22 protein-coding genes and 2 pseudogenes are annotated in these 25,285 nt (G+C 69.6%); 8 read left to right on the top strand and 16 right to left on the bottom strand.

The window, feature by feature from the left end; genetic code table 11:
* Window positions 1-311 precede the first annotated feature (311 nt).
* From BL253_RS25185 to BL253_RS25150, 8 genes are all read right to left on the bottom strand, one after another.
* Window positions 312-632 carry an NAD(P)-binding domain-containing protein gene (locus BL253_RS25185; protein WP_076819690.1) on the bottom strand — a complete coding sequence of 107 codons (321 nt, stop codon included), beginning with the start codon at window positions 630-632 and terminating at the stop codon, window positions 312-314.
* 113 nt (window positions 633-745) lie between these two features.
* Window positions 746-1,282, bottom strand: a complete 537-nt coding sequence (locus tag BL253_RS25180) for a LeuD/DmdB family oxidoreductase small subunit (RefSeq protein ID WP_076819689.1) — start codon at window positions 1,280-1,282, stop codon at window positions 746-748.
* The gene (locus tag BL253_RS25175) at window positions 1,279-2,556 is read right to left on the bottom strand and encodes an aconitase/3-isopropylmalate dehydratase large subunit family protein (RefSeq protein ID WP_076819687.1); all 1,278 of its coding nucleotides are present in this window, start codon (window positions 2,554-2,556) and stop codon (window positions 1,279-1,281) included. Before BL253_RS25175 ends, BL253_RS25180 begins: the two co-directional genes overlap by 4 nt.
* 4 nt (window positions 2,557-2,560) lie before the next feature.
* Window positions 2,561-4,000 (bottom strand): AMP-binding protein, encoded by a 1,440-nt coding sequence (locus BL253_RS25170; protein WP_241835107.1) that lies wholly within the window; start codon window positions 3,998-4,000, stop codon window positions 2,561-2,563.
* Window positions 4,001-4,153: 153 nt separating this feature from the next.
* Entirely contained in the window at window positions 4,154-4,924 is a 771-nt protein-coding gene (locus BL253_RS25165) for an SDR family NAD(P)-dependent oxidoreductase (protein ID WP_076819684.1), read from the bottom strand.
* 39 nt (window positions 4,925-4,963) lie between these two features.
* Complete coding sequence (locus tag BL253_RS25160; protein ID WP_076819752.1) at window positions 4,964-5,527, bottom strand: cysteine hydrolase family protein; 564 nt, start codon at window positions 5,525-5,527, stop codon at window positions 4,964-4,966.
* A gap of 179 nt (window positions 5,528-5,706) precedes the next feature.
* Window positions 5,707-6,468, bottom strand: a complete 762-nt coding sequence (locus BL253_RS25155; RefSeq protein WP_076819682.1) for an IclR family transcriptional regulator — start codon at window positions 6,466-6,468, stop codon at window positions 5,707-5,709.
* 321 nt (window positions 6,469-6,789) lie between these two features.
* The gene (locus BL253_RS25150) at window positions 6,790-7,542 is read right to left on the bottom strand and encodes an enoyl-CoA hydratase/isomerase family protein (RefSeq protein ID WP_081438674.1); all 753 of its coding nucleotides are present in this window, start codon (window positions 7,540-7,542) and stop codon (window positions 6,790-6,792) included.
* A gap of 167 nt (window positions 7,543-7,709) precedes the next feature.
* Here BL253_RS25150 and BL253_RS25145 point away from each other — a divergent pair, with 167 nt between their 5' ends.
* The 4 genes from BL253_RS25145 to BL253_RS41865 all read left to right on the top strand — a co-directional run bounded on the left by BL253_RS25145 (window position 7,710) and on the right by BL253_RS41865 (window position 11,326).
* Window positions 7,710-8,474 carry a FadR/GntR family transcriptional regulator gene (locus BL253_RS25145; protein WP_076819680.1) on the top strand — a complete coding sequence of 255 codons (765 nt, stop codon included), beginning with the start codon at window positions 7,710-7,712 and terminating at the stop codon, window positions 8,472-8,474.
* Window positions 8,475-8,600: 126 nt separating this feature from the next.
* Entirely contained in the window at window positions 8,601-10,088 is a 1,488-nt protein-coding gene (locus tag BL253_RS25140) for a class I adenylate-forming enzyme family protein (RefSeq protein ID WP_076819678.1), read from the top strand.
* Window positions 10,089-10,157: 69 nt separating this feature from the next.
* Window positions 10,158-11,012 (top strand): enoyl-CoA hydratase/isomerase family protein, encoded by an 855-nt coding sequence (locus tag BL253_RS25135; RefSeq protein WP_076819676.1) that lies wholly within the window; start codon window positions 10,158-10,160, stop codon window positions 11,010-11,012.
* Between the two features lie 59 nt (window positions 11,013-11,071).
* On the top strand, window positions 11,072-11,326 hold the full coding sequence (locus BL253_RS41865; protein ID WP_131831564.1) for a hypothetical protein: 255 nt from the start codon (window positions 11,072-11,074) through the stop codon (window positions 11,324-11,326).
* 51 nt (window positions 11,327-11,377) lie between these two features.
* Here the strand turns inward: BL253_RS41865 and BL253_RS25130 are convergent, their stop codons facing one another.
* The 4 genes and pseudogenes from BL253_RS25130 to BL253_RS25115 all read right to left on the bottom strand — a co-directional run bounded on the left by BL253_RS25130 (window position 11,378) and on the right by BL253_RS25115 (window position 14,691).
* Window positions 11,378-11,860 (bottom strand): enoyl-CoA hydratase-related protein, encoded by a 483-nt coding sequence (locus BL253_RS25130; RefSeq protein ID WP_076819674.1) that lies wholly within the window; start codon window positions 11,858-11,860, stop codon window positions 11,378-11,380.
* Window positions 11,857-12,756 carry an SDR family oxidoreductase gene (locus tag BL253_RS25125; RefSeq protein ID WP_076819672.1) on the bottom strand — a complete coding sequence of 300 codons (900 nt, stop codon included), beginning with the start codon at window positions 12,754-12,756 and terminating at the stop codon, window positions 11,857-11,859. Before BL253_RS25125 ends, BL253_RS25130 begins: the two co-directional genes overlap by 4 nt.
* A 407-nt stretch (window positions 12,757-13,163) precedes the next feature.
* Window positions 13,164-13,520, bottom strand: a pseudogene (locus BL253_RS44010) (IS3 family transposase); the annotation flags it as partial.
* 130 nt (window positions 13,521-13,650) lie between these two features.
* Window positions 13,651-14,691 (bottom strand): group II intron maturase-specific domain-containing protein, encoded by a 1,041-nt coding sequence (locus tag BL253_RS25115; protein WP_081438672.1) that lies wholly within the window; start codon window positions 14,689-14,691, stop codon window positions 13,651-13,653.
* 110 nt (window positions 14,692-14,801) lie between these two features.
* Here BL253_RS25115 and BL253_RS25110 point away from each other — a divergent pair.
* Window positions 14,802-15,014: pseudogene (locus tag BL253_RS25110) on the top strand (transposase family protein); the annotation flags it as partial.
* A 105-nt stretch (window positions 15,015-15,119) separates the two neighbouring features.
* Here BL253_RS25110 and BL253_RS41860 read toward each other — a convergent pair.
* A complete protein-coding gene (locus BL253_RS41860) occupies window positions 15,120-15,557 on the bottom strand; it encodes a DUF7919 family protein (RefSeq protein ID WP_131831563.1) in 438 nt (145 codons plus the stop codon).
* Entirely contained in the window at window positions 15,554-18,802 is a 3,249-nt protein-coding gene (locus BL253_RS25100; RefSeq protein ID WP_081438682.1) for a putative adhesin, read from the bottom strand. Before BL253_RS25100 ends, BL253_RS41860 begins: the two co-directional genes overlap by 4 nt.
* On the opposite strand from BL253_RS25100, the gene BL253_RS40455 reads away from it, so the two are divergent.
* The 3 genes from BL253_RS40455 (at window position 18,792) to BL253_RS25090 (ending at window position 21,224) form a co-directional block, all read left to right on the top strand.
* Complete coding sequence (locus BL253_RS40455; RefSeq protein WP_198946389.1) at window positions 18,792-18,941, top strand: hypothetical protein; 150 nt, start codon at window positions 18,792-18,794, stop codon at window positions 18,939-18,941. The two genes, BL253_RS25100 and BL253_RS40455, sit on opposite strands and share 11 nt — an antisense overlap.
* Before the next feature lie 519 nt (window positions 18,942-19,460).
* Window positions 19,461-20,198 (top strand): DUF3152 domain-containing protein, encoded by a 738-nt coding sequence (locus tag BL253_RS25095; RefSeq protein WP_198946388.1) that lies wholly within the window; start codon window positions 19,461-19,463, stop codon window positions 20,196-20,198.
* A 255-nt stretch (window positions 20,199-20,453) separates the two neighbouring features.
* Window positions 20,454-21,224 (top strand): TylF/MycF/NovP-related O-methyltransferase, encoded by a 771-nt coding sequence (locus tag BL253_RS25090; RefSeq protein WP_338013748.1) that lies wholly within the window; start codon window positions 20,454-20,456, stop codon window positions 21,222-21,224.
* Between the two features lie 249 nt (window positions 21,225-21,473).
* On the opposite strand, the gene BL253_RS25085 is transcribed toward BL253_RS25090, so the two are convergent.
* Window positions 21,474-22,811 (bottom strand): wax ester/triacylglycerol synthase domain-containing protein, encoded by a 1,338-nt coding sequence (locus tag BL253_RS25085; RefSeq protein ID WP_076819666.1) that lies wholly within the window; start codon window positions 22,809-22,811, stop codon window positions 21,474-21,476.
* 317 nt (window positions 22,812-23,128) lie between these two features.
* Window positions 23,129-24,640 carry a purple acid phosphatase family protein gene (locus BL253_RS25080; RefSeq protein ID WP_241835102.1) on the bottom strand — a complete coding sequence of 504 codons (1,512 nt, stop codon included), beginning with the start codon at window positions 24,638-24,640 and terminating at the stop codon, window positions 23,129-23,131.
* Window positions 24,641-25,285: the final 645 nt, after the last annotated feature.

Genomic DNA, 25,285 nt, shown 5'->3' with positions numbered 1-25,285 from the left:
TGCGGAGTACTCGGAAGTGCACGTCGGGCGTGGGTGCCACCCCTGGCGGTGGCGGAGCCGTCAAGCTATCGTGATCGCCGAGCCTGCGCAAGTGGGTTGCATTTGTCGGACGGTGACTGACCCGCCACGACGCCGTCGGCCGTCGGCCTGCCCCAAACCCCGGCAGGGCGGAGCACCGGACTCGGCGGAGTTAGGGTGGACGTGGGCGACACGCGACGGAACTTTTTGATGTCCATCGGTGACGCAGAGTGTTCGGTCAGCTCCGGAGAGCTCTAGGCCGTCGAGAACGGGAAAGCGCTGAAGGACGTCGCTCAGCTGGGGAGCTTGCGCACGACGTCGACCGAGTTGGTCGTCAGGTCGAACCACGCTGTGCTGGGACGAAGCCCCTCGGCGAGCCCGTCCGGTCCATCCGTGACCAGTTCGACGATCGCCGACGTCGGCAACGACGTGAACACCACGTCCGACTCCGCAGCGACCTCGCGAGGCGTCGCGGCCCAGCGGGCACCGCGTTCGAGGTACTCGCCGGCGGCCTCCGGCCTGGCGTCGTTGACGGTGAAGTCGTACCCGGCCTTCTGGATGTTCGCGGCCATGCCGCTGCCCATGGCACCGAGACCGGTGAATCCGACACCCATGACTCGCTCCTCAGGGACGTCCGCGCTGGTGGCCAGCCTGGTACCTGCCGACGGTCCTCCCAACGGTCTCTCGCGTAGGAAGGCCATGTCGACACTGCGCTCCGGTGGGGGTCTCAGCCCTTGGCAGGCACCTCGACGAGGCCCTCCCGTTTGAGCATCTCCAGGACGCCGCCGGCGTCGACGATCCCGCAGAGCATCGGCGGCAGCGGCGCCGTGACGGCGGTGGCACCGGTGGTCACGTTCGTGATCGAACCGGACGAGAAGTCCACCCGGACGACGTCACCCTCGGTGACGAGATCCTTGATCCCGGCATACTGCAGCGCCGGGAGGCTGAAGTTGATGCAGTTGCGCAGCGCGAGTCCGTTGATCGACTCCGCGACGAGCCCGGCGATGCCGATCTGTCGCATGACGCGTCCGATCGCGCGCGCGGAACCCATCCCGAAGTTCTGGCCGGCGACGAAGATGTCACCTTCGGTGACCAGATCGATCCAGCCGGGCCGGATCTCGCTCAGGAAGAACTTCTTCTGCTCCGCCGGGTCGGACTGCATCACGGCAAGCATCGGCACCATGTTGTCCGTGTCGATGTTGTCACCGAACATCCAGACCCGGCCCTCCCGGACGAGGGCCGGCGACTTCTCCGAGGTCGTCATCCGTACACCACCTGGTCCGTGTCGACGACCGTTCGCGGGTCGGTGATGACGCCACGCACCGCCGACGCGGCGACGGTGGCCGGTGAGCCCATGTAGATGAGGGCGTCCGGGCTGCCCATACGGCCGCGGAAGTTGCGGGTGCTTGCGGTCAGGCACACCTCGCCGGGCCCGATCACCCCGGTGCTGAGGCCGCAACAGGCGCCGCACGTCGAGTTCGTGACGACACCACCCGCCTCCACGATCGTCTCGACGACGCCCTCGCGCACGGCGTCCAGGTAGACCTGCTGGCTCGCCGGGGTGACGATCAACCGGACGCCCTTGGCCACCTTCTTGCCGCGGACGACGTTCGCGACCTGGCGCAGGTCCGCCAGCATCCCGTTGGCACACGAACCCACGAAAGCCTGGTCGATGGCGACCTCCTCGCCGAGCTGCGACGCCGGCAGCGCGTTCTTGGGGAGGAAGTGGGGCAGCACGACGTAGGGTTCGATCGCGTCGAGGTCGAGCGTGCGGACGTCCGCGTAGTTGGCGTCCGCATCGGGCCCTGCGGGCTCGTAGGGACCGGCTGCCCGTCCCTCGAGGAAGTCACCCAGGACGTCGTCGTACTCGAAGAGGACGAAGTCCACGCCGAGCTCCACGCACATCGTCGAGAGGGTCCGCCGGTCGCTCAGCGGCATCCCCGCGAGCCCCGGACCGCCGAACTCCATGCTCAGCCCGTTGTGGYCCCCCCACACCTGGCCGATGTGAAAGAGCACGTCCTTGCCGTATGTCCACGGCTGCAGACTTCCGGTGATCTCGTACCTGACCGTCGGCGTCACGATGAACCACGCCTGGCCCAGTGTCATCGCCTGGAGGGTGTCCAGACCTCCCACTCCGCGGCCCAGGCAGTTGAAGGCGCCTGCCGCCGCGGCGTGCGAGTCGGAGTTCGTGACCAGCTGTCCGGGCAGGATGTGTCCGCTGTCCGCGAGCACCACGTGGGAGATCCCGTGCCGACCCACCTCGAAGAATTTCTTGATCTTGAACTCGTCGACGAACCGCCGGCCCTCGGTCATGCCCTGGGCGAAGCGTACGTTGACCGACGGCACAGCGTGGTCGAACACCAGCGCGACCCGGTCCGGGTCGAACAGGCGGGTCGGGCGGAACCACGAACCGGGCGACTGCAGGATCGCCTCGTGCTGCACCACGAGGTCTGGCTCGCACACCACAATGTCGCCCGGCGCCACGGTCTCGGCGCCGGAGGACCGGGCGAGAATCTTCTCGATCCCGTTCATCGGCATGGGCTCAGCTCCTTTCCGCCAGGTCCCGCCAGGATGCCCGACGGACCTTTCCCGCGTCGTCCCGCAGAGCCTCGTCCACCCGCTCGAAGGAGCGGGGGATCTTGTAGCTCACGAGCCGCTCGCGGAGGAAGGCCCGCAGGTCGTCGTCGGAGAGCTCCGGGTTCGACAGCTGCACGTACGCGTGCACCCGCTGGCCGAAGTCCTCGTCCGGCTTGCCGACCACGACGCACGACCGAACCTCGGGGTGCTCGATCAGAGCGGCCTCGACCTCGGCCGGATAGATATTGGCCCCACCCGAGATGATCAGGTCAGCTCGCCGGTCCGCGAGGTACAGGAAGCCRTCGTCGTCCATCGAGCCCATGTCGCCGAGTGTGTCCCAGCCGCCGTCGAGCACCTTGGCCTCGGCACCGACGTAGCGGTACCGGCTCRCTACCGGCTGCTCGCTCTTGATCCACACCTCGCCGACCTCACCATGCGGCAGCTCGTCGTGGGTCTCCGGGTCGAGGATCCTCATCTGGCACCCCGTCGGCCGGCCCACCGAACCAGGGTGCTTCAGCCAGTCGTCGCCCTTGATGACCGTCATGCCCTGGCCCTCGGCGCCGCCGTAGAGCTCCACGATCCGCTCCGGCCCGAGCCAGTCGATCCACGCCTGCTTCAACCAGGCGGGGCAGGGGGCGGCGGTGTGCAGGACGACCCGCAGCGCGGACAGGTCGGCGCTCAGCCGCTCCGCCTCCGGCAGCCGCCAGAGGCGGAGCATCGTGGTCGGGACCAGCTGCATCCACTGGACGCGATGCTCCGCCATCAGCCGAAGGGCCTCAGACGCGTCGAACTTCGGCATGACGACCATGTGCCCACCGGAGAACAGCCCTTGGAACGCGTAGCTGAACGGAGCGTTGTGGTAAAGCGGGCCCGGAACGAGCTGGACGTCGCCGACCCGCATCTCGGTTCGCGTGAAGAGCGCCACCGTGGGGTCGGTGACGCCGCGCGCGCCGGCGACGATGAGTTTCGGCCGACCCGTGGACCCGCCGGACGTGGGCGCTTTCCACGAGGTCGCCACACGCTCGGGCAGCGGCGCGTCCGACAGACCGGAGGAGGGCTCGAAGCCCTCCGGCACGCCGATCTCACCGGCCCGCCCGATCACCAGCCGGGAGCCGGCGAGCTCGACGATGGCCTCGATCTCACGTTCGGTCAGGTTCCTGGACACCGGCTGCGGAGTCGCCCCGAGCTTCCACAGGGCGATGGCGGACTCGACGAACTCGAAGCCGTTCGGGAGCGCTATCGTGACGCGGTCGTCCTGAACCACCCCCATCTCCGCGTACGCGCGCGCGAGGCGATTAGTCCGCAGGTCGAGCTGCCGTCGACTGAGGGTGCGACCCGCGCAGGTCACGGCAGGCCGCCCGGGATCCTGATCGGCCAACCAACCGATGGCGGCGCCGATGGGCATCTGCGTCATGTCGAAAATCCTCTGTTCGCTGCGGCTGAACGGTCGACCGCTTGCACGGGCCCGCACCTCCCGGCGCACCCATGCGGAGACGCCACCGGGATCCGAGGGGGCCATCGACGATCACCGCGGCCGACCGCGGGCGCGGTGTGGTGGTCAGGCTTCGGCTTTGCGGCCGGCCCGCAGGCCACCGTCGATCACGAACTCCGTGCCCGTGGTGTAGGCACTCTCGTCCGACGCCAGGAACGTGATCGTGTTCGCGATGTCCTCGGACGTCGCCATGCGACCGAGGGGCAGGTTCGCGTGCAGCTTCTGGAGGGCTTCCTGCTCGTCGACCCGCTTGCGGCCCATGTCGGTGTCCACGCCGCCCGGGTGGACCGAGTTGACCCGAATCCCATACTGGCCGAGCTCGATCGCCCCGTGCCGTGCGACCGAGGCGTTCGCGGCCTTCGACGCGCCGTATGCACCCATTCCGGGGCCCGCCATCTGTATCCCGCACAGCGAGGAGGTCACCACGATCGACCCTCCGCCCTGCCTCTTCATCGACTCGGCCACGGCCTGGATGCCGTGGAAGACGCCGAGCACGTTCACGTCGAACGCGCGGCGAAAGTCGTCCGCCGTGAGGCTCTCCAGCAGCCMTTCGACCATGATCCCCGCGTTGGCGACGAGGACGTTCGGATCGCCGAAGCTGGCGGCGCACTGGTCGATGGCGAGCTTCCAGGCCTCGGGGCTCCGGACGTCCAGGTGCTGGAACCGCGCCTGCTCGCCGAGCTCCGCGGCGAGCGCGCCGCCCTGCTCGTCGAGAAGGTCGCAGATCAACACCTCGGCGCCCTCACGAACGAACTGGCGGACCGTCGCCGCGCCGATTCCGCGCGCGCCTCCGGAGACCACTGCAATCTTTCCCTGTAAACGACCGTTACCAGTCACCGCGCACTCCTTATGAACTTCTCTGTCTGCTCGGACTTGTCAGAGACCGGCGATCCACGCATCGTGCGTCATCACCGACGCCTGGCGCGGGAAGATCTTCGTCATGAGAGTCTCGTGGAGTTCCACGTCGTTGTCCTTGCAGCAGTCCGAGAGGACGACAATGCCGTAATCGAGATCCCCGGCAGTGGTGACCGTGGTGAGCACGACCGCACTGGTGGCCATGCCGGTGATCACAAGGTTGGTGATATTGTGCGCGCGCAGCAGGAGGTCCAGGTCAGTGCCGTGGAAGCTGTTGACCCGCGACTTCGTGACGACCAGATCGTCCTCGGTCGGTTGGAGCTCGGCGAGGATCTGGGTGCTGCCATCGGTACCCAGCATGGCACCCGCAGCMTTCACCCGGCCGAACGTCAGGTTGCGCTCGCCGACCTCGGGGTGGCCGGGGCGAAATCCCACCCGCACGAAGATCGTCAGTATGTCATGCTTCTGTGCTGCGGAGCGCACGCTCTGCAACCGGGACAGCAGCTCGGGGTCACTGCCGTGCAAGGCGAAGATGGCCTGCTGCAGGTCCAACACGAGCAGCGCTGATCGAGAATTGTCGCTCATCGTCACCTTCGTTTGAGGAACCGGCCCCGACTCGCAGGTCCTGATCGTGGCGCCGGTCACCTACGGCCCGGGGCGCCACGCGAGTTCCAGAGGCTCGTCAACGAGACGACCGTACGACGACACATACGGCAGCGCAAGCAGCTTGCGCAAAGCAGTCCGGGAGGTAGCGGTCCCGTCCGTCAACCCGATTCGGGCGAGCCCAACGCTCGGGAGATCCGCCGCGCGGCCGTCTGCAGTGGACCCCGGATGGCCTCGATCCGCGCGTCGGTCATGAAGTGCGTCGAGTTGCTGCTCGAGATGGCGGCGATGGTGTAGCCGTCCTCGCCGCAGACCGGCGCGGCGATGCAGCGCGTGCCGAGCCGGGACTCCTCGTCGTCGATCGCGAAGCCCTGTGCGGCGATCTGCGCCAGCTCCTTCTGCAGCGCCTCCTTGCTGGTGATGGTGTGCACCGTCAGCTCGGGCAGCGGGCAGTCGTCGAGGACCCTGGCGACCTCGTCGGCAGGGCGACCGGCGAGGATGGCCTTGCCGAGCGCGGTCGTGTGGAACGGCAGGGTCCGACCGGGTCGGGGAGGGACCGTGAACCCGTCGTCGGACTGGAACTCGACGAAGTCGAGGTACATGGCCCGGTTGCCACGGGGCACGGCCACGCTCACCGAGGACTTGATCACCGGGATCAGCTCCTCGAGGTGCCTCCGAGCCACGATCGTGAGCGGCCGTTGCTCGATCGCGGCACGGCCGAGGTGCGTCAGGGCCAGGCCCAGGGAGTATCTGTTGGTCGCCGGGTCTCGCTCCAGCAGCTCGCACTGCGCCAGGGCGCTGGCCAGGCGGCTCGCGCTCCCCTCGGTGATCCCCAGCTTGGTCGCGAGCTCGATTACCGAGACGCCGTGACGTGTCCGAGCGCAGTCGAGCGCCAAGCGCACGCGGCCGACAGTGTCGGACAACGGCGCTCGGCCGCGCTTCGTGACGGTGAGGTCACCCTCATCAGGGCGAGAGTCAGCGGCCCATGCCATCTGGGCAGCATAACCGACACCGGATGTCAYACGGGCATTGACGACGTAGCCCTCTGCGTCCCGAGGGGGCCTGTGGCAATAGAATCGCCCACGACACACCTCCGTGCACGAGATGCCGACGGTCGACAGTTCCGTGATGTGGGCGGCTCACGGCACAGATCGCCGGCTTCCCCGAGGGTCAGTCGGCCGACCCAAGGCCGTCACACGACCCAACGGCGTGAGATTGCTCTTAGCCACCAGCAGGGCGCCGGCCTAGGGTCGCCGTGTCGGTGCTCGGCGGTCTAGGAACGTTTGTGCGGCATCGCGAGCGTCGTCGGAGCGGTTCAGGTCGGCCTTCTCCCGGTCCATGTGCTCCCACAGCTCGCTGTCAAGGGAGTAGGCGTACTGCGACACGCGCAGGATCGACGCCACGGCGGCCGGGTGCGCGCCCGCGACCTGCTTCGCCACAACCATGCCAGCCGTCTCGAGGTCCTCACGAGGGACGACGCGGCTGACGATTCCACACTGGAGTGCCTCCGCCGCGGTGACCGCGCGCCGGGTCAGCATGATGTCATTGGCGTGAGCACTGCCCAACCTCCGGATCAGCCGGAAGATGGCGCCGCCGGCAGGCAGYATCCCCAGGTGCGCCTCGGGGAGGATGAACGTTGCGTCTTCCGAGGCGATGAGCAGGTCACAAGCGAGCGCGATCTCGAAACCACCGGCCACGGCGGGCCCGTTCACAACGCCGACGACTGGCTTCACCCTGGGCCGCCGAAGGATCGCCGGGCTGGCCGTCGGCGCGCTCGAAGTGAGGTCCCTCAAGTCACGACCGGCACAGAAGGCGGAGCCGGCGCCAGTCAACACCATGACCCTTGCCTCGGTCGACTCCTCGAACCAGGCGAGCGCGTCGTCCAGCTCGGCCTTCAATGCGCCGTTGATCGCATTGCGACTGGCGGGACGGTTGAGCGTCACGATTGCCACATCGTCGACGAGCTTCCTGAGGACGACGGGCTGCTCCGTTGACACGCTGCCTCCCGACTCCGGTCGAGCGTAGGGCGCCGTCGAGGACGGACCACAATCACCCGAGCGACGACTAGACCTAGTACACTAAGTATACCGCTATAGGCTTCATCGCCTAAACACGTCGCCGTCGGCAGACCGCCTCGGCGCTCGACCAGCATCCGAGGCCTTCCATGGACATTGCCGACGCGCCGACGAGCGCGGTGCTCCGCATCCCGAAGGCGGGTGAAACGCTGGCCGCCGACCTGCGGCGTCGCATCATCCGGGGCCAGCTGACGGCTGGCGACGTGCTGCCGACCGAGTCCGCGCTGATGCAGCACTACGGCGTGGCGCGCCCGACGCTGCGCGAGGCCTTCCGGATCCTCGAGTCGGAGTCGCTGATCGAAATCCGCCGCGGCAAGGCCGGCGCGCGGGTACTCGGGCCGAGCCGCGACGTGTCGGCGCGGTTCATGGGAATGGTCCTGCAGGCCGAGGGGGCCACGGTCGGGGAGGTACTGGACGCCCGTCTGGTCATCGAGCCCCACTCGGCCGGACACATCGCCCGGACCCGCGACGACCACGCCATCCAGGTGTTGCGGGCGGCACTCGACGCCGAGGCCGCCGCCCTGTCCGACGACGAGGCATTCGGGAGCGCGTCGGCCCACTTCCACCAGGTGGTCGTCGAGACGGCCGGTAACAGGGCGCTCGCCCTGATGGCGGCGATGATCGAGGGGATCATCGCTCGGACCAACACCGAGGCAATGTCCGAGCCCCTCGACGGGCACGGTCCGGCGAACCACCGGCGTGCGCACGAGGCGCACGGACGCCTGGTCTCCCTCGTCGAGGCCGGTGCCGCGGCCGACGCCGAGCTGCAGTGGCGCCAGCACCTCCAGGTCGTCACCGAATTGCACCTGCGCCGGATCGACTCCACTCGGATCGTCGACCTGCTGACGGACTGATCGAACCGCAACCAGACGGCCGTCGGCGCGCGGACCGCGCTGCACATGCTTCTGCTGCCCGCGCTGCACCCACGCTCTACCCTAGACTGACCTAGTCAACGTAGTGTACTACGTAGGGAGGTATTGATGAACGTTGCAGAGCACCTGCGGTGGATTTTTCGGCACGGAGATTCGACTCCGGCCGTGCGTTACGACGGCACATGGTGGTCCTGGGGTGAGCTGCAGACGATCAGCCAGGCCGTCGAGAAGGCCCTCACCGACTCAGGACTCGCCGAGCTCGGTGAGGTGGGCGTGCTGGTGCGGAACCGTCCCGGCGTCATCGGGTCGATCCTGGGGCTGCTGGCCAACCGGCGCGGTGTCGTCATCTTCAACTCCCACCTYCCTGCCGCCGGGGTCGCGAAGGACGTCGAGAAGCTGCGTCCGGCGGCCCTCATCGTCGACGAGGCGGACCGCGAGGACGAGCAGCTACTCGCTGCCGTCCGGAACACCGGCACTTTGCTGATCGGGTCGGACGGTCAGGTGCTGCGGCCCCGGGACCCGGCGGCCGCGGACCGGGAGCCGGCCAGGCAGCGGGGCACCGTCGCCTTCCTGATGCTGACCAGCGGCACGACCGGCCCGCCCAAGCGCGTACCGATCTCGTTCGACGACCTGGACCACACCCTCCTCGCGCACAGTCGGATCGGCATCGCCCTCACCGAGGAGCCAAGGTTCAGCAAGGCCGTCGACATCCTCGCCATCCCGCCGGTGAACGTCACCGGGATGTGGCAGATGCTCACGAGCCTGTCGCGAGGGCGCCGGCTGGTCCTGATGGACCGCTTCGTCGTGGATCAGTGGGCCGCGCTCGTGAAGGAGCACCAGGTCCGCAACGGCCGGATCCCCCCGGCCGCGGTCAAGATGGTGCTGGACTCCGATGTCGACCCCGCCGACCTGTCGACTCTCTCCGCGATCTGGGCGGGCGGCGCCCCCATGGACGTGGCCGTGGGCGAGCGCTTCGAGGAGGTGTTCGGAGTCCCGGTCCTGACCACATACGGCGCCACCGAATTCACCGGCGGCATCGCCGTGTGGTCCCTCTCGGACTGGAAGGAGTTCGGCCCGCTCAAGCGGGGCAGCGTCGGCCGCCCGAACGACGGTGTGGAGATCCGCACCGTGGACGCGGAGACCGGCGAGCCACTCGGTCCGCACGAGTCCGGGATGCTCCTCGTGCGGACCGCACAGCGCGCCGAGGCCGGCGAGTCGACGTGGGTGCGTACCAACGACATCGGCCGGCTGGACGAGGACGGGTTCCTGTGGGTCGAGGGCCGCGCCGACGGGGTGATCAACCGCGGCGGATTCAAGGTGTCCCCGCACGACGTCGAGGCCGCACTGCGCAAGCACCCGGCCGTCCGCGACGTCGCCGTGGTCGGTCTGCCCGACGAGCGACTCGGTTCGGTCCCCGGCGCGCTGGTCGTGGCCGGCGCCGCTCCCCCGGAGGTGGCGGAGCTGAAGGACCTGGTGCGGGCCTCACTGGCGCCGTACTGCGTCCCGACCGTCATCCGCTTCACCGACGAGATCCCCCGCAACGCGGGCCTCAAGGTGGACCTGGCTGCGACGAAGCAGGCGCTGACTGCGCCCTGAGGGTCGGACCCCGACCCCGGACCCGGCGTCGCCCCGCCTCTTCGCAGTCGACACGATCAGGAGCACCAGATGACCGACAAAGAAGGCTCAGACGTCGTCACGAGCGAGGTGCGCGGGGATACCTCCGTCATCAGGCTCAACCGGCCGCATCACCGGAACGCCCTGACCGTGCCCCTCGCCCGGCGGCTCATCGAGGAGCTGACGCTCGCCGAGCAGGGCTCACGCGTCGCGATCGTCACCGGCGAGGGGCGGGCGTTCAGCTCCGGCGGTGACCTCGACGCGCTGATGGCCCTCGCCGCAGACGGGTCACAGGCCGCGGTCGAGGCGATCTACAACAACTACCAGCGACTCGTGCTCACCATCCGCGAGCTCGACATCCCGGTGATCGCGGCGGTGAACGGCCCTGCGCTCGGGGCCGGGCTGGACCTCGCCGTCGCGTGCGACTACCGGCTCGTCGCCGAGTCGGGCCGCTTCTCGAGCTCGTGGATCTCGATGTGCCTCATCCCGGGAATGGGCGGTGCGTACACGGTCACCGAGGCGATCGGCTCGTCCAGGGCCACCGACCTCCTGCTCACCGGGCGGGCGGTGAGCGCGGCCGAGGCCGTCGAGATCGGCCTCGCACATTCGGCTCACCCGGACGCCGAGCTGCTGGACGCGGCACTGGCCAAGGCACGCGAGCTCAGCGTGCCCTCCAAGCGGGCAGTCGCCGCGACCAAGACGGCGCTGCGCCGGGCGTCCAACGTCTCGCTGAGGGCCGAACTCGAGAAGGTGGCGGAGGTCCAGGGCGACCTGCTGCAGCAACCGGAGTTCCGCGAACGAGCCGAACACTTCGTCCGGCAGCGAGCGGAAGGCCGCCGATCCGCGGCAGCCCGCCCGGCGACTCCGACCTCAGCACCCGTCGGCCCCTCCGGCCGGGCCGGGTAGCGGCGCCGAGCAGCGCTCCCCCAGCACTCACGCCCCAACGGACCCAGGAGGGACCAGTTGTGAGCGAAGCCTTCACGTCCGTGAAAGGGCGGGTGCTGAAGATCTGCGTCGCGTCGGGCTCGGCGAACGTGCTCGACGCGACGGCTCTCGAAGAGGCCACCCGGCGCATCCGCAGCCTGGCGTCCCCCCGGCAGGCGTCCTCCCAGGGGGTCGGCGCCGTGCAGATCGTGCATCCCGGGCGCAACTTCTGCGCAGGAGGAGACGTACGGTCCTTCCCAGGGTCGCGGCCTGGGCGGCGTCCAGCCGCTCACTGAGCAACATCAGCCGCGCGGCCCGGCTCGGCGTCCGACCAGCTGACGCAGCAGTCAGGAGACCCCGAAGTCCCCGGGCAGCCCGACCTTCACGAAGGCCGACGTGACCATTGTGGACGGACAGCCCACCCGCAGGTCGAAGGCGAGCGCGAGTGCGAGCCCGGCACCGGCGACGGGCCCCGGCAGGGCGGCGACCGAGGGGGTGTCCATGGCCTGCAGGCGCCCGGTGGTCCACAGCTGCATGTCGAGCCTGCGGGCCTTCCACTCGTCGGCCGACTCCCCCGCGGACGGGGTGTCGCCTCCCTGCTCGGCAAAACTGCTCAGGTCCCCGCGGGAGCAAAACGCCCCGCCCGCGCCGGTCAGCGCGACAGCGCCCACGGCGGGGTCGGAGTCGAACCAGTCGAGGACATCTCCCAGGGCGGCGAGCATCGCCGGGGTCGCGGCGTTCCGGCGTCCGGGCCGGTTCAGGACGACGGTGCCTACGCCGTCCTCGACCTCGGCGAGCAGCTCCTCGACCCCGGCGTCGACCGGGCTCACGAGCGCACGAGCCGCTCCGACACGAACAGGTCGAGCCGGAGATCCTCCTCACGCTCGGCCTGCCGGTACTTCGCGAAGTCGGTGACTCCCTCCTCCATCAGCACGGCGTCGTCGAGGAAGAAGTTGCCGGTGCAGCTGCGCGAGTCCCGGGTGAGGATCGCGTGCGCGGCGTCGGCCATGATGTCCACAGTGCGGGCGGTGTCGGCCCGGTCCTCCCCCAGCGCGGCCAGGTTGGTGATCGCCGCGGTGACGATGGGCGTGCGCGGCCACAGCGAGTTGGCCGCCACCCCGACCCCCGCCAGCTCGGCGGCCAGCCCGAGGGTGCACAGGCTCATGCCGTACTTCGCGATGGTGTACCCGGTGTGCGGGCCCACCCAGCGCGGGTCCAGGTCGATCGGCGGCGACATCGTCAGGATGTGCGAGTTGGTGCCCCGCTCGAGGTGCGGGATCGCCGTCTTGGACAGCAGGAACGTGCCCCGACAGTTGATGTCCTGCATCAGGTCGTAGCGCTTCATCGGCAGCTCACGGGTGGGCGAGAGCTCGATCGCCGAAGCGTTGTTGACCACGATGTCGATGCCGCCGAAGCGCGCCACGGCCTCCTCGACCGCCCTGGTCACGTCAGCCTCCTCGCGGACGTCCCCGACGATCGGCAGCGCCTTTCCCCCGACCGCCTCGATCTGCTCGGCGGCGCTGTAGATCGTGCCGGGCAGCTTCGGCTGCGGCGTCGCCGTCTTGGCCAGCAGCACCACGTTCGCGCCGTCCCGAGCAGCTCGCAGCGCAACGGCCAGCCCGATGCCGCGGCTCCCGCCGGACATGAGCACGGTCCGGCCAGCCAGCGTCCGCTCGGGCGGCGTCTGGTCGGACGACGTGGGGTCGGAAGGCGGAACTTCGGGCACGATGACCTCCCCGGTACGCGGAGATGTCTCGACGCGTCGGCTTCAGCGGCACGTCGACCGCAGACGTCGGACATCGCCACAATCTTATGCTGTTGGCGCCCGTCCGCTTATTTCCCTAATGTCCTCCGGACCCGGATCGACGAACCAGGTGCTCCTACAGCGCCACTCCGCGGCGTCTCGAGCTGCTGGATCCCCGACCCGACCGCTCGGCCGCCCCGGCGCCGGGCCCACGAACAAAGGAGGCCTGGTCATGGAAACAGTACACTCATGCCGCTCGGCTCCCCGGTGCTGTCGCCCGGTCTGTCGCCGCCCCCCGATGGCCGCGGCGCGGACCGATGCCGAGGCCGCAGATTGCGCCCACCCCTTTCGGTGACGTCGCGGAGGATCCATGAGACCCAGCCCGTCCCGACCGTTGTCCGCGGCGCCCGCAGCCGCGACACGCCCCGCAGGCCAGCCTGGCGCATGAGACGAGCCACCGTACAGCGCGCGACGTGGCGACCGCCGACCCCGCCCTCACGCGCCAGCTGCGCGTAGACTTTCCGCACGCCATAGACGCCGTAGTTATCGGTGTGTACCCGTTCTATCTCCTTCAACGTCTCGGCATCGGTAGCCGCCCGCCGCGACGGCGGCCGTTTCTTCGAGGCGTAGTAGGTGCTCGGGGCGATCTGGATACCGGCATCCTTCAGCACGGCACAGATCGGCTCGGCACCGAACCGCTCCTTGTGCCCGTCGATATAGTCGACGAATACCGGCGCGGGCGGTCGGTGAAGTCGGCCCGGGACGCGGTTCCGGCCTTTCGGCCGGTCCGTCTTCCCGGGCCGCTTCCCGCACCCGGCGTGCCCCTTTCAAGGCACCGGGCGCTCCGCGGGTCCCGCTGTCGCGCGGATTTTCCCATCAGGCGGCCGTGAGCCAGGGAGAAGGGATAACTGATCCCCGGTATCGGTAACGCGTGGTGCTCATCTTCTCCGGGTTGAAAAGTTCCCCGCTTTGGCCGGTGGGCCACCAGCCGCCGCCGCAGTAGTGGCGACGCAGTTCCTTCCAGGTGGACCGTCGGTGTTTCCGGCGTATCCATCGCCATACCGTCTCGAACGTATATCTTTTCAGGTAGGCGAAGGTCGCCGACGATACTCCCGGCCGGAAGTAGGTGCACCAGCCTCTGATGACAGGGTTGAGTCTGCGTATCAGATCATCGATCGGCTGGTTCACCGCGGCCTCGCGGCACACCGTCTTCACCTTGGCCGTAATAGCCMTGACGGACTTTCTGGCCGGGTAGGAGTAGACATAGTACACGCGCGTTCCCCTCTTTCGATGACGCTGGATGCGCCACCCAAGAAAGTCAAGGCCCTCATCGAGGCGGGTGATCATAGTCTTTTCCCGCGACAGGCACAAGCCCATCGTGGACAGGACCCCAGCGATCTCCTCTCGCAGGGCTTCGGCATCACGCCTGGTGCCCTTGACTACCAGGCGCCAGTCATCGGCATACCGGACCAGCTTGAAGTTCGGCAGACCGTTCCTCAGACGCCTGGCCCTCTCCACCTTGCCGATCGCCGGACCACCCGGCGAGCGAGCGATATGCCCATCCAGGACCGATAAGGCTACATTACTCAGCAACGGCGAAAGGATAGACCCCTGCGAGGTGCCAGTGGTGGTTGGCCTTATTAGACGGTCCTCAACGAGCACACCCGCCTTGAGGAACGCCTTCACTAGGGCAGGGACGCGCCTGTCTCCGACCCGTGCCCGCACCCTGTCCATCAGAGCTGTGTGCGAGATCTCGTCGAAACAGGATCTGATATCCCCTTCCACTACCCAGGGCTGCGGCAAGTTTGCTTGGTAGTGACCGGTAGGCCGTGGTGAGGGTTTCCCTTGGTTCCGGGTGGCGGGTCGGCGTCGGTGGCGGCGCCCGAACRAGGGCGGGCATGACCCTCGGATGATCATGGAGGTTCCTACGCCAGCCTGATCGTCCCCGAGGTGCCATGCCCGCCGCACCATTATCGTCTCCGGCCCCTGCCCTGGATCGGCTGGCTATCGCCGTGCCCACCGTTCCCCACAAGCGGGCCCAGGGCGGCGGGCTCACCCTCGACCAGCAGAACCACAACAGGATGCACAACCCGCTGCGCGCCGTCGGTGAACGCGCGAACGCCCTGCTCAAGGTCACCTTCCGCGCGCTGCGGAACGTCACACTCGACCCCTGGAAGATCGGCCAGATCGTGAAAGCCGCCCTCGTCATCCTCCACACCGAGCACGGCCGCACCACCTGACGACCACCAAACGAACATCCCGTTGTCACTACACAGCGCCACAACCGGTTACCGGGAAAGGCTCACTGTCCCGACCCCGCCATGGTCTGACCTGCCGAGGTGGCRTTAGGGAGAGATCTTGCGGACCTGGCGCAGAACTGCGTCGATGAAGTAGTCCGGCGGCCTGTACTGGTGATCTGTCACATAATGATATATCAGGGTTGGGGCAGCTATCTCGATGCCCTTCTCCTGCTCAACCCGGATCTCCGCGATGCCGAGGGGGGCCTCGTGGTCGTCGAAGCGAAGCATGATGAGCGGCCACGACGGGCGTGCGGGACAGTCCCCTAGGTTGCACTCGTGGAATCCGCGTGTCACGACGGCCTGATGGTTGACGCAAAGATATCGTAGCGCCACAAGGAAATCCTCGTCGACAGCTCCGGTGGGAAATGGGTGGCGCACATCCAGCCAGCCCACGCAGACAACCTGAGAAGAGTMCTTAAAAACTGTGTGCGGACCCCCTGCCACCTTGTACGTGTAGGGCGCGCCGTCCGGGAAGTAAGTCACGGAACTGGCACATAACGACATGCGGCCCAATGGCATGCCCCCATGCCCGGGCGGAGGAGCTGGGAGAGTCTGACAGGTGACGTGACAGTGATCGGATTTCCCATTATCCTCAATCCAGTGGGAGCATGTAGCGTGTAGTCCTGGATGAATTGTCCTGGCCTGTAGATCTTCACCGGAACAGCCGCCGGATTGCCGAGTTCTATCCCGTTTCCAAGGCGGTCGGAGATTGTGTCGCCATGTTTGCAATACATGGAGAGAGAAGTTCCCTGTGGTATGCGGATCGTACCAGCACCCGGCTGCAGCGCGCCATGTCCGCTAAACACGACCTGGCCGTCAGGACGGCCCGACAGCCCCGCCCCGGCGGCGGGGGAGCACCCCATCAAACCCAGGGGGTCCAGCGCCGCGAGCGGGTTGGTGACGTAGGCACGGGGGTTTGGGTCTGGTTCTAGGCCGAGGGGGTCGGGAGTTTCGTAACGGGCGGTGGTGGGGTCGTAGTGGCGGTGGTAGTTGTAGTTCAGGGTGGTTTCAGGATCGTGGTACTGGCCGGGGAAGCGTAGCTGGCAGGTGACCTCGCCTGGCCTGGGCTGGCGCGTGACACCCCACAGGGTCGCGCGGGCGTGCCAGGCGAGGGTGCCGTCGGGGGTGACCAGCTCGGTGGGGGTGCCGACAAGGTCGGTGASGATGGCGTGGAACTGTGCGTCGTACCAGGCCTGGTCGGCGTCGTCGGTGACGTGCCGTTCGGTCTGGGCGAGTGGGCGGAAGGTGCCGGGTTCCCAGTCCCAGGTGGTGACCGCGTGAGCGGTGACGGTGGGATCCTTCAGGTTGGTGTTCGCCCCGGCGGCGTTTGGGGCGGCGCCCGTTCCGGACCTGTCACCGGCGTCTGTTCGAGGTGTGCCTTTGCCGGTTGGTCTCGTGTGCAGGGTGTGGTGTTGCTCGGCGAGGACGACGTCGTCCCAGACGAAGTCGATCTGTTCGGCGATCTGTCCGTCGGCGTCGAGGCGTCGTTTGGCGACGCGGCGGTCGAAGGCGTCGTACTGGTAGCGCCAGGTGGTGCCGTCGGGGGTGGTGACGCCGGTGAGGTGGTCGTCGGCGTCCCAGGTGTAGTGCCAGGTCTGGGGTTTGGCGGAGAGGCGTTTGCGTTGGCGGAGGATGACACGGCCTTGGGCGTCGTGCTCATAGCGGACCGCGCCCGCACGACGGATCAGAGCGCCGGTGTATTCACGTCGACCACGTTCGTCCTCCTCGCCGTTGTCGGCGCTGCCGCCCATCGCGGGCGTCGGCGCCGGCGACGACGTCGACGACAGTGACGTCGCCGGTCGCGGCGGTGGGTCGATGGTCGGCCAGGAGGCGTGGGTGACATTCCCGGCGGTGTCGTAGGCGTACCGCTCCTGCCAGGCGGGGCCGGTGACGGCGGTGACGCGGCGCATCGGGTCGAGGTCGAACCGGCGGAGCCCGCTGGTGAGGTCGTCGATCTCGGCGAGGTAGCCGTCGGGCCGGTAGGTGAAGTCCCTACGTTGCAGGAGCCGGGTGGCGGCCGCGCCTGCCTGCTCGCCAGGCCCGCCGAGCGGCGTTCCGGCCGCCGTACCCGTCGCGGTCGGCAGGCCAGCGGTGATCGTCTGTGACAGCAGCTGGTAGTTGGCGTCCCAGGTCTGGGTGAGCGCCACAGTCGTGCTCAGCTGGTCCGTTTCGACACCGGCCTGGGCGGCGGGGGTGAGGAGGCGTTCGATCTCGCGTCCGGCGGCGTCGTGGGTGAAGCGCAGCGTACGCCCGGCGGTGCGCAGGGACAGCGGTCGGCCGGCGGGGTCATAGTCCCAGTCGCTGACCGCGCCCGACGGGGTGGACCGGCGGGTCCGCCGGCCCAGCGCGTCGTATTCGGAGGTGACCCGGCGGCCGTTGAAGGTCTCGGCGGTGATGCGTCCCGTGGCGTCGCGTTCGAAGGTCACCTCGGCGTCGGGGCTGGCCGCGTGCACCACCCGACCGGCGGCGTCGTAGGCGAAGGTTGTCACACCGTTCGGGCTGTGTTTCTCGATGATGCTGCCGAGGGCGTCACGGGTGAAGGTCACGGTCTCGCCGGCGCCGTTGGTGCGGCTGGCGAGCTGGCCGGCGGCGGCGTAGGAGTACCGCAGGATGCGGCCGTTGTAGTCGGTCTCGGTGATGAGCTGGCCGGCCGCGTCGTACTCGTAGCGCCAGACGAGGCCCTGGGGATTGGTGACCGCCGTGAGGCGTAGTTCGGTGTCGTGGGTGAAGGTCAGTCGGGCGCCGTCGGGGGTGGTGCGGGCGGCGGGCAGGTCGAAGTGGGTGACCTCGAGGCGGGTGGCGTGGCCGGCCGGGTCGACGTGTTCGACGAGGTTGCCTTCGGGGTCGTGCCGGTAGGTGTCGGTGGCGCCGTCGGGCTGGGTGCGGGAGGTGAGCCAGCCTTCGGGCGTCCAGGTGAAACGGGTGACCCCACCGATGGGGTCGGTCACCGAGACCACCCGGCCGTGCGGGTCGCGCTGGTAGGAGGTGGCGGCGCCGGTCGGGTCGACGACGGCCACGGGCAGGCCGGCGAGGTCGGTCTCGACCTGGGTGACCTGGCCGAGCGCGTCGGCGACGGCCAGCGGCCGGCCGCGGTCGTCGTAGTGGAACCGGGTACGGGCGCCGGCCGGGTCGACGGCGGCGGTCAGGTTCCCGGCGGCGTCGTAGTCACGTTCGATACGGCTGCCGTCGGCGCCGACGGTCGTCACCGGTCGGCGCTGCTCGTTCCAGGTCGTGGTGACGACGGTGCCGTCGGGCCGCGCGACCTCGACGAGGTTCCCGGCGTCGTCGTAGCGGTAGCGCACCGTCCGGCCGAGCGGATCCGTCTCGGCGATCAGGTTGTCGAACCGGTCCCAGGCGAAGGCCGTCGTCCGGCCGAGGGGATCCACCYGCCGCAGCGGGCGAAGCCGGTCGGTGAAGTGATGCTCGGTGACGTGCCCGAGCGAGTTCGTCTCCCAGGTGATCCGCCGCGCCTCGTCGTAGGCGATCGTGCCGGCCAGGAAACCGCCGGAGCCGTGCGTCGCCACCACCCGGCCGGCGCCGTCATAGGTGTAGCGGTACTGCGTGCCGTTGCGGTCGACCCAGCGCACGATCCGCCCAGCGGTGTCGTAGTCGAACCGCAGCGCCGCGCCGGAGGAGTTGTAGACGTGGGTGAGCTGGCCGGCGGCGTCGTAGCCGTAGCGAACCAGCTCCCGGCCCGGCCCGCCGCCGGCGGGTGGAGTGGCCCGCATCGAGCTGCAGGCAGCCCTGGCCGCGCTCCTCGACCACGCCCCCACCTGGACACTGGCCGCCGAACCGGTCCAACGCCCCACCTTCGTCCTGCGCGGCTACACCGCCATCCCGTTGACCCAACCACCAGCACACCCCTGAACCACCTGGGTATCCCGGCCAGGCATCCCCGGTCCAACAACGCCACGATCCTCGCCCCTTCGCGTGGCGGCGCAGGACGCGGACGCGTTCCCGCCGGACCTCGCCGGACCTCGCCGGCATCAACACCGTGACGGTCTTTCGCCAGGGCTGAACCGTCATGGACGTGACAACCACGTGGTCGTTCGTAGGTCGAGCGCGCCGATACTCCGGGCAGCGATCCGGTACCCGCGGTCGAGGCAGCCGCCTTCCTCCGGGGCGACCATGGCAGGTATGACGACACCGCCCGCCGGCCTGCCGGCCAGCGCCCCACCCAGCGCGGGCCTGGTCAACCACACGACAGGCGGTACTTCCCAGGCGGGCGTCGGTACGGGCCGGCACGGTACGGGCCGACACGGTATGCGCCGTACCGGCTCGCCTCCCGTCACCGGCCGCGGGGCACGCGCCCACCGGGCTGTCCGGAGACGCCTCTGGCCGAGGCGCTGCTGGATACCCGCCACCACCGCGCTTCTGACCTTGGGCGTGGCCTGGGTCTGCCTGGGTTCCGCCGGCGCGGTCCCCGGCATACCCGGCGTACCTGGCATACCCGGCCTGTCCGGCCGACCGGGCCTGTCCGGCCGCTTCGGCCCGGTCTCCGCGCCGGCCGCCGCCCGGGACTCCCCCGCGCCAGGCCTCGCGAGCCCGGCGCCCGCCCCGATGCTCGTGCCGCAGTCCGGTCCGGGTACCTTCACCGTCGCCACCGCCGGGGTGAACGCCACCCGCGCGGGCAGGGCGTACCGGGTGGAGGTCGAGGACGGCACCGGCATAGACCCCGACGAGGCCGCCGCGCAGATCTCCGCGATCCTGAACGACGCACGGGGCTGGTCACGCGGCGGTGTCGTGTTCCGGCAGGTCGCCGACGACAGCGCGACGCTGGTGATCCGCATCGCGAGCCCGGACACCGCCGATGCCATCTGCGCGGCCGGTGGCCTCGCCACCCACGGCGAGCTCAACTGCCGAGTCCGTCAGACGGTCGCGGTCAACCTCAGGCGCTGGCAGCTTGGTTCGCCCGAGTTCGACGGGCCGCCCGAGGAGTACAGAGCGCTGATCATCAACCATGAGGTCGGGCACTGGCTCGGGTACGGCCACCGCGACTGCCCCGGACCCGGAAAGCCGGCGCCCGTGATGATGCAGCAGATCAACGGCCTGCACGGCTGCCTCTCCAACGCCTGGCCCTACGCCCCGGACGGCACCTTCTACGACGGCCCCCCGGTGCCCTGAACGGGAGTGACGTCGCGCCCATTCGGACAGGGGCGACATCCGACGCCGCCAGAGCGGCCCACCGACGCCCCGGCCACGTCCGGGCAGCCCATGACGACCCGCTTTCGCGACGCGGCTCCGGCGTCGGACGGGCTCGACTTTGGTCGCGGGCCGCGACGACACCGGCCAGGATCGAACCATCCGGGGAGTTCCCGTAGGGAGAGCAGCCGAGCCGTGGCCATGGCCATGGCCATGGCCGCGAGATGGGACGACGATGTGACCTTGGTCAGGCCACTGGCGGCACACCAGGCCGGGAACGACGACTACCTCGACCTGATGAAGCGGGTCCTCACCAACACGATCTACCAGGACCCGCCTGTCTCCCGGGGCGAGGCCGTGTTCGACGGCGACCAGCGGGCCACCGGCCAGGACTGGCCGACCGTCGCGCACACGATGGTGGGGCGCGCCCGGCTGGACAACGTCCACGCGTGCGCCGCCACGGCGATCACCGAGGGCATTCCTGGCGACATGGTCGAGACGGGGGTCTGGCGCGGCGGGACGTCGATCTTCATGCGCGCGATCCTGCGTGCCTACGGGGTGACCGACCGGCTGGTGTGGGCGTGCGACTCGTTCGAGGGGATGCCGGTCAGCGGGCCGGGCAGCCACCCGAGTGACCAGGAGACCCGGCTGCACCTGGCCAACGCGGTGCTGGCCATCCCGCTCGAGCAGGTGCGGGCCAACTTCGGCGTCTACGGGCTGCTCGACGACCAGGTCCGGTTCCTGAAGGGATGGTTCCGCGACACGCTGCCCACCGCGCCGATTGAGCGGATCGCGGTGCTCAGGCTCGACGGTGACCTGTATGAGTCGACCACGGATGCCCTGGACAACCTGTATCCGAAGGTGTCACCGGGCGGGTTCGTGATCGTCGATGACTACCAGATCCCGGCATGCCGCGAGGCGGTCCACGACTACCGCGCGGCACACGGAGTCACCGCGCCCCTGACGCGGATCGACCAGTGGGCGGTCTTCTGGCGTCTCCCGAACTGACTCTCGCGCAACAGAAAACGAGGATCGTCGGTAGCGCCGCGCGCCGGTGCTCGCGGCCTCGGACGCCAGCGCGTCGCTCAGGTCGCGCCCGGGCGGCTCATCCGCTGTTCCCGCGGGTTGCCGCGACCGTGCGAGGGTCGCTCGGGTGCCGCCGCCGGTGACTCCGGGTCGCCACCGGCAGGTGGGCGACGTCACCCGCCGCTGGCGCGCCGACGGGCTTGAGACCAGACGACCCGGCCCGGCCGTGGTTCAGAACCGCCGCGGCGGCCGGCGCACCGGGACGGGACCGCCGAGGGCGGCGAGCTCGGCGAGCCAGAGGTCTGCCAGCTCGGCGTGCCGCGGGACGCTCGCGCTCGCCGTGAACCCGGCGCACACCTGCGTGCCGAAGCCGAGCAGCCCGACCGCGAGATACGACCGGTCGACGAACAGCGGCGGCATAACGATCAGCGTGGAGACCGCCCGGCCCGCGATGGAGAACGGGCCGGGCATCGTCCCGGCGTTGCTCGCCAAGAGCGCCACCTCCTTCGGGCGCGCTCCGGCGGACGCGGCGTCGGCGAGCAGCCGGGGCGGCGCGCCCGCTGGGATCTTCTCCAGAACCCACCGTAAGACCGTGGCGAGGCTGCCACCCGCCTTGGCGCGCTGGGTCTCCGCGGCGACCTGGGCCAGCCGCCGCAACGGGTCGGGGTCCGCGCATGGCAGCCGAATCCGTGTGCCGAAGCTGAAGTTGGAGAGCATCTCACCCTCGCTGGGGGTGCGCAGGTTGATCAGCATCAAGGCGTGGATGGGGCGACTACCGTGCTTCCACTCCGGCAGCGACCAGGCGCGCAGCGCGCCGGCGGTGGCCGCGAGGAAGACATCGTTGATGGTCACCGCGTTCCGGCGGGCGATCTGGCGCAGTGTCTCGAGTTCGGTGATCGCCCAGGTGTGCCGCGCCACGCCTCGCGGCGGCCCGCCCCAGGAGGTCAGCTGGCGCGTCCTGGGGATCCCTCGCAGCAGCGTGGCGGCCGTGCGGGCGTAGTCCCGCGCGTGCGGCGCGCCGAACGTCGGCAGGTTCCGCGTCGCCGGTTCGCTGTCGGGCCCGAACAACAGGTGCAGGGCCAGGTGCAGGGCCTTGCCGTCCTGGTGGATGTGGCTGGCCCAGAACACGACGGCGACCCTGTCGGGGGTGTGCCCGTGCAGCAGCCAGAGCCGCCACAGTGGGCGGTCCAGGTCGAGCGGCCGGGCGGCGAGCTGGTCGAGCCCCGTCCGCAGGCCGTCCTCCCCGCTGCCGGCTGGCAGCTCCTCGGCGCGGACGTGGTAGTCGAGGTCCAGCTCGTGGTCGAGTTCCCAGACGGTGTCGTCCCTGGACGCGGACGAGGACGGCCGGGAAAGGCGTTCGATGAGCGCCGGCCTCTCGCGCAGTCGTTCCGCCACGTGCGCGCGCAGCTGGGCGACGGTCAGTGTCGGATCCTCGACATACAGCGCCACTCCGAATTCCAGACGCTCCCCCGGGTTGAGCCGGCTGAAGTGCAGGAAAGCGCGGTCGCCGGCGCTCAGCGGTCTGGTTTCCGGGCTGCGCGAGGCAACGCCCGCAGATTTCTTCACCACGAGGAATCCTTCTGGTCTCGGCCGCGCCCGGTCTGAGGGCGATCGATCCGATCGGAGATCGGGCCACGTTGGAGCGAAAACTATCAAATACCGCAAACGGGGTTGTCGGCGCATGGTCGCGCGTCGCCGTCGGCCCCTGGGAGCCGGCGGTATGTCGATGGGAGTGCGGCAGCGGAGTGGCAGTGGCGGTGGCGCCCAATAGGCTTCGGACGGCACGCGGCGGAAGACCAGAAACGAAAGGCGGTGCGCAGAAATACCCGCGGCACCTCCGGCTGGCCGCCGCCGGGCGGCTCGGGCGGACGGCTCGGGCGGACGGCTCAGGCGGGCTTGAGTCCGGAGAGGTCCCGCGCGGTGACGCTGTTGCGGTCGCTCACGCTGGCGCCCAGCGAGAACTGCGGCCACAGGCCGGCGAGCTCCTGCCGGCTGCGTTCGCTCCACTCGCGGGCCAGGTCCGTGCGCGACTTGTAGAAGTTCAGCGCGTACCCGCCCGCGTGGACACGCAGGAGGGAGAAGCCGCCCGGGTACTCCTTGGCCGCGCTGACCTCCTGCAGCACGACGCCCGGCGCGGCCGGGCTGACCGTCCGGTGGTTGCGGTGGGTGTGCCCGGCGTGGTGGAGGAACACCCCGGGGGTCGACGCGTAGGTCGCCAGCAGCTGGGTGGCCTGCGTGGCGTCGAGCATGCTGCTCGCGCCGCCGCCGAAGGGCGTCCCCTCGACGACCAGCGGATGGTGGCCGAAGACGATCGTCGGCTGGTCGCGGTGTGCCTTCAGGTCGGCGGCCAGCCAGGACTGCTGGGCGGCGGACATCCCGCCGGCGTCGCCGCCGTTGCCCGCCTTGTCGTACGTGTCGAGCCCGACCACGTGCAGGCCGTGGAGGTCGTGGGAGAAGTACGTCGGCGCCGAGCCCCCGAAGAAGTCGTCGCGGAAGCAGTCGTCGCCCTGCCACTCGCCGGTGCCGCAGCCGGCGTAGGCCGCGCCGGCGTGCGCCCGGTCATGGTTGCCGCGGGCGACGAAGTAGTCCTGCCGGTAGGTGCCGAAGCGGTCGAGCAGCGTCCGGGCCCGGGTGACGTCGGTGGGGGCGGCCTCGCTGGAGATGTCACCCGCGGCGAGCAGATGGTCGGCGCCGCGGGCGGTGGCCTCGGCGACCAGCCCCTCGAGCATGATCTCCGGGTACCGCGGGAGCCCGGGCGCCTGGGAGATGCCCGTTATGGAGGTGCCGCCGACCAGGCCGGCGACGGTCTCACCGAGGTGCAGGTCGTTGCACAGCGCGATCGAGAACAGGTGGCGTCCCGGCGGTGGCTGCGGGGTGGTGAAGGTGAAGGGGCTGTCCGCGCTGGCGGGTGCCGCGGTTCCCGCCGCGTTGCCGTTCACCAGCGGCAGCGGAGTGGGCGTGGCGGGCTTGCCGGCGGAGGCCGCCCGGTAGTAATAGGTCTGGCCCGGTTCGAGCCCGGTCAGCTCGACGTAGTGGTACGGGGTCAGCCCGCCCTTGTCGTGCGCGGTCATGGTCAGCCGGGATGGGCTGGTGCCGTAGGAGATCTGCCCGTCGGCGGGTTTGGGCAGCATCCGCTTGGTGCCGTCGTCCGTGCCGGGAATCCCGGTGTACCAAGTGATCACGGCGCTGGTCTCGGTGAGGGTGACCAGCTCCAGGTTCACCGGGCTGACCGTGCGCGGGTCGACGCCGGCCGTCGTCGCGGCCGCGGTGGCGCGGGCGACGGGCTCGTCCTGGTCGGAGCAGGCGACGAGTGGCGCGGCGGCGACCAGGGCGGACCATCGCAGCAGGTCGCGGCGGGTGACGTGGCAGCGGCAGGGCACGGCGGCATTCTCCCGCATGGGTTCGACACGCGGGTGAGATCATCCTGGCCGTTCGAGGTACGGACGCGGCGCGCGCCGGGTTCGCCGCATGGTCCGGGAAACCTGGCGACGTCGTTTCCGGCGGGCTTCCGTCACGCGCGTCGCCGCTTCGGCGCGGCTGGGCGGGGCACGCCGCCGCGGATCGAATCCGACCGCGGAGCCGCGTGCTTTCCCGCTGAAGAAAGGAACTCGCTGCCGGCTGGCCGGTCCACGTGCCACTCTGTTGGTAACTGCCGCGAACCGTGACCCTCGGGACTCGGCACCCCGAGATCCGGCCCGCGGGAGGACGAACCATGACCCCGTGCGGCCTCGAAGGGAACCCGCCGATGGCCCGTCGCTCCGGCTTGGCGCACCAGCGCGCACGATCCACACAGGCGGCGGACGCGACGGGGAATCCTTCCGGACGTACGCACGACCCGCCACGGGTACCGCGGGACGGTGTAACCGAGACGGCCGGCCGGCGGACCGGCGGATGGCTCACCCGGCAGCGGTGGGGTATGGCATGATCGCGCGTTGAATCCGGCGGGCCCATCCGCCCGGTGCCACCTCCGCCGGCCCAGTCACGGCCCCCTTTCCGCCGCGACGTATCCCTGCCGCGGGCATCCACATCCTTTCTTCTGAGCG

Source organism: Pseudofrankia asymbiotica (assembly GCF_001983105.1).
Lineage (GTDB): Bacteria > Actinomycetota > Actinomycetes > Frankiales > Frankiaceae > Pseudofrankia > Pseudofrankia asymbiotica.
The sequence above is the reverse complement of the archived record's forward strand: the minus strand, read 5'-3'. Positions and strand labels throughout refer to the sequence as shown.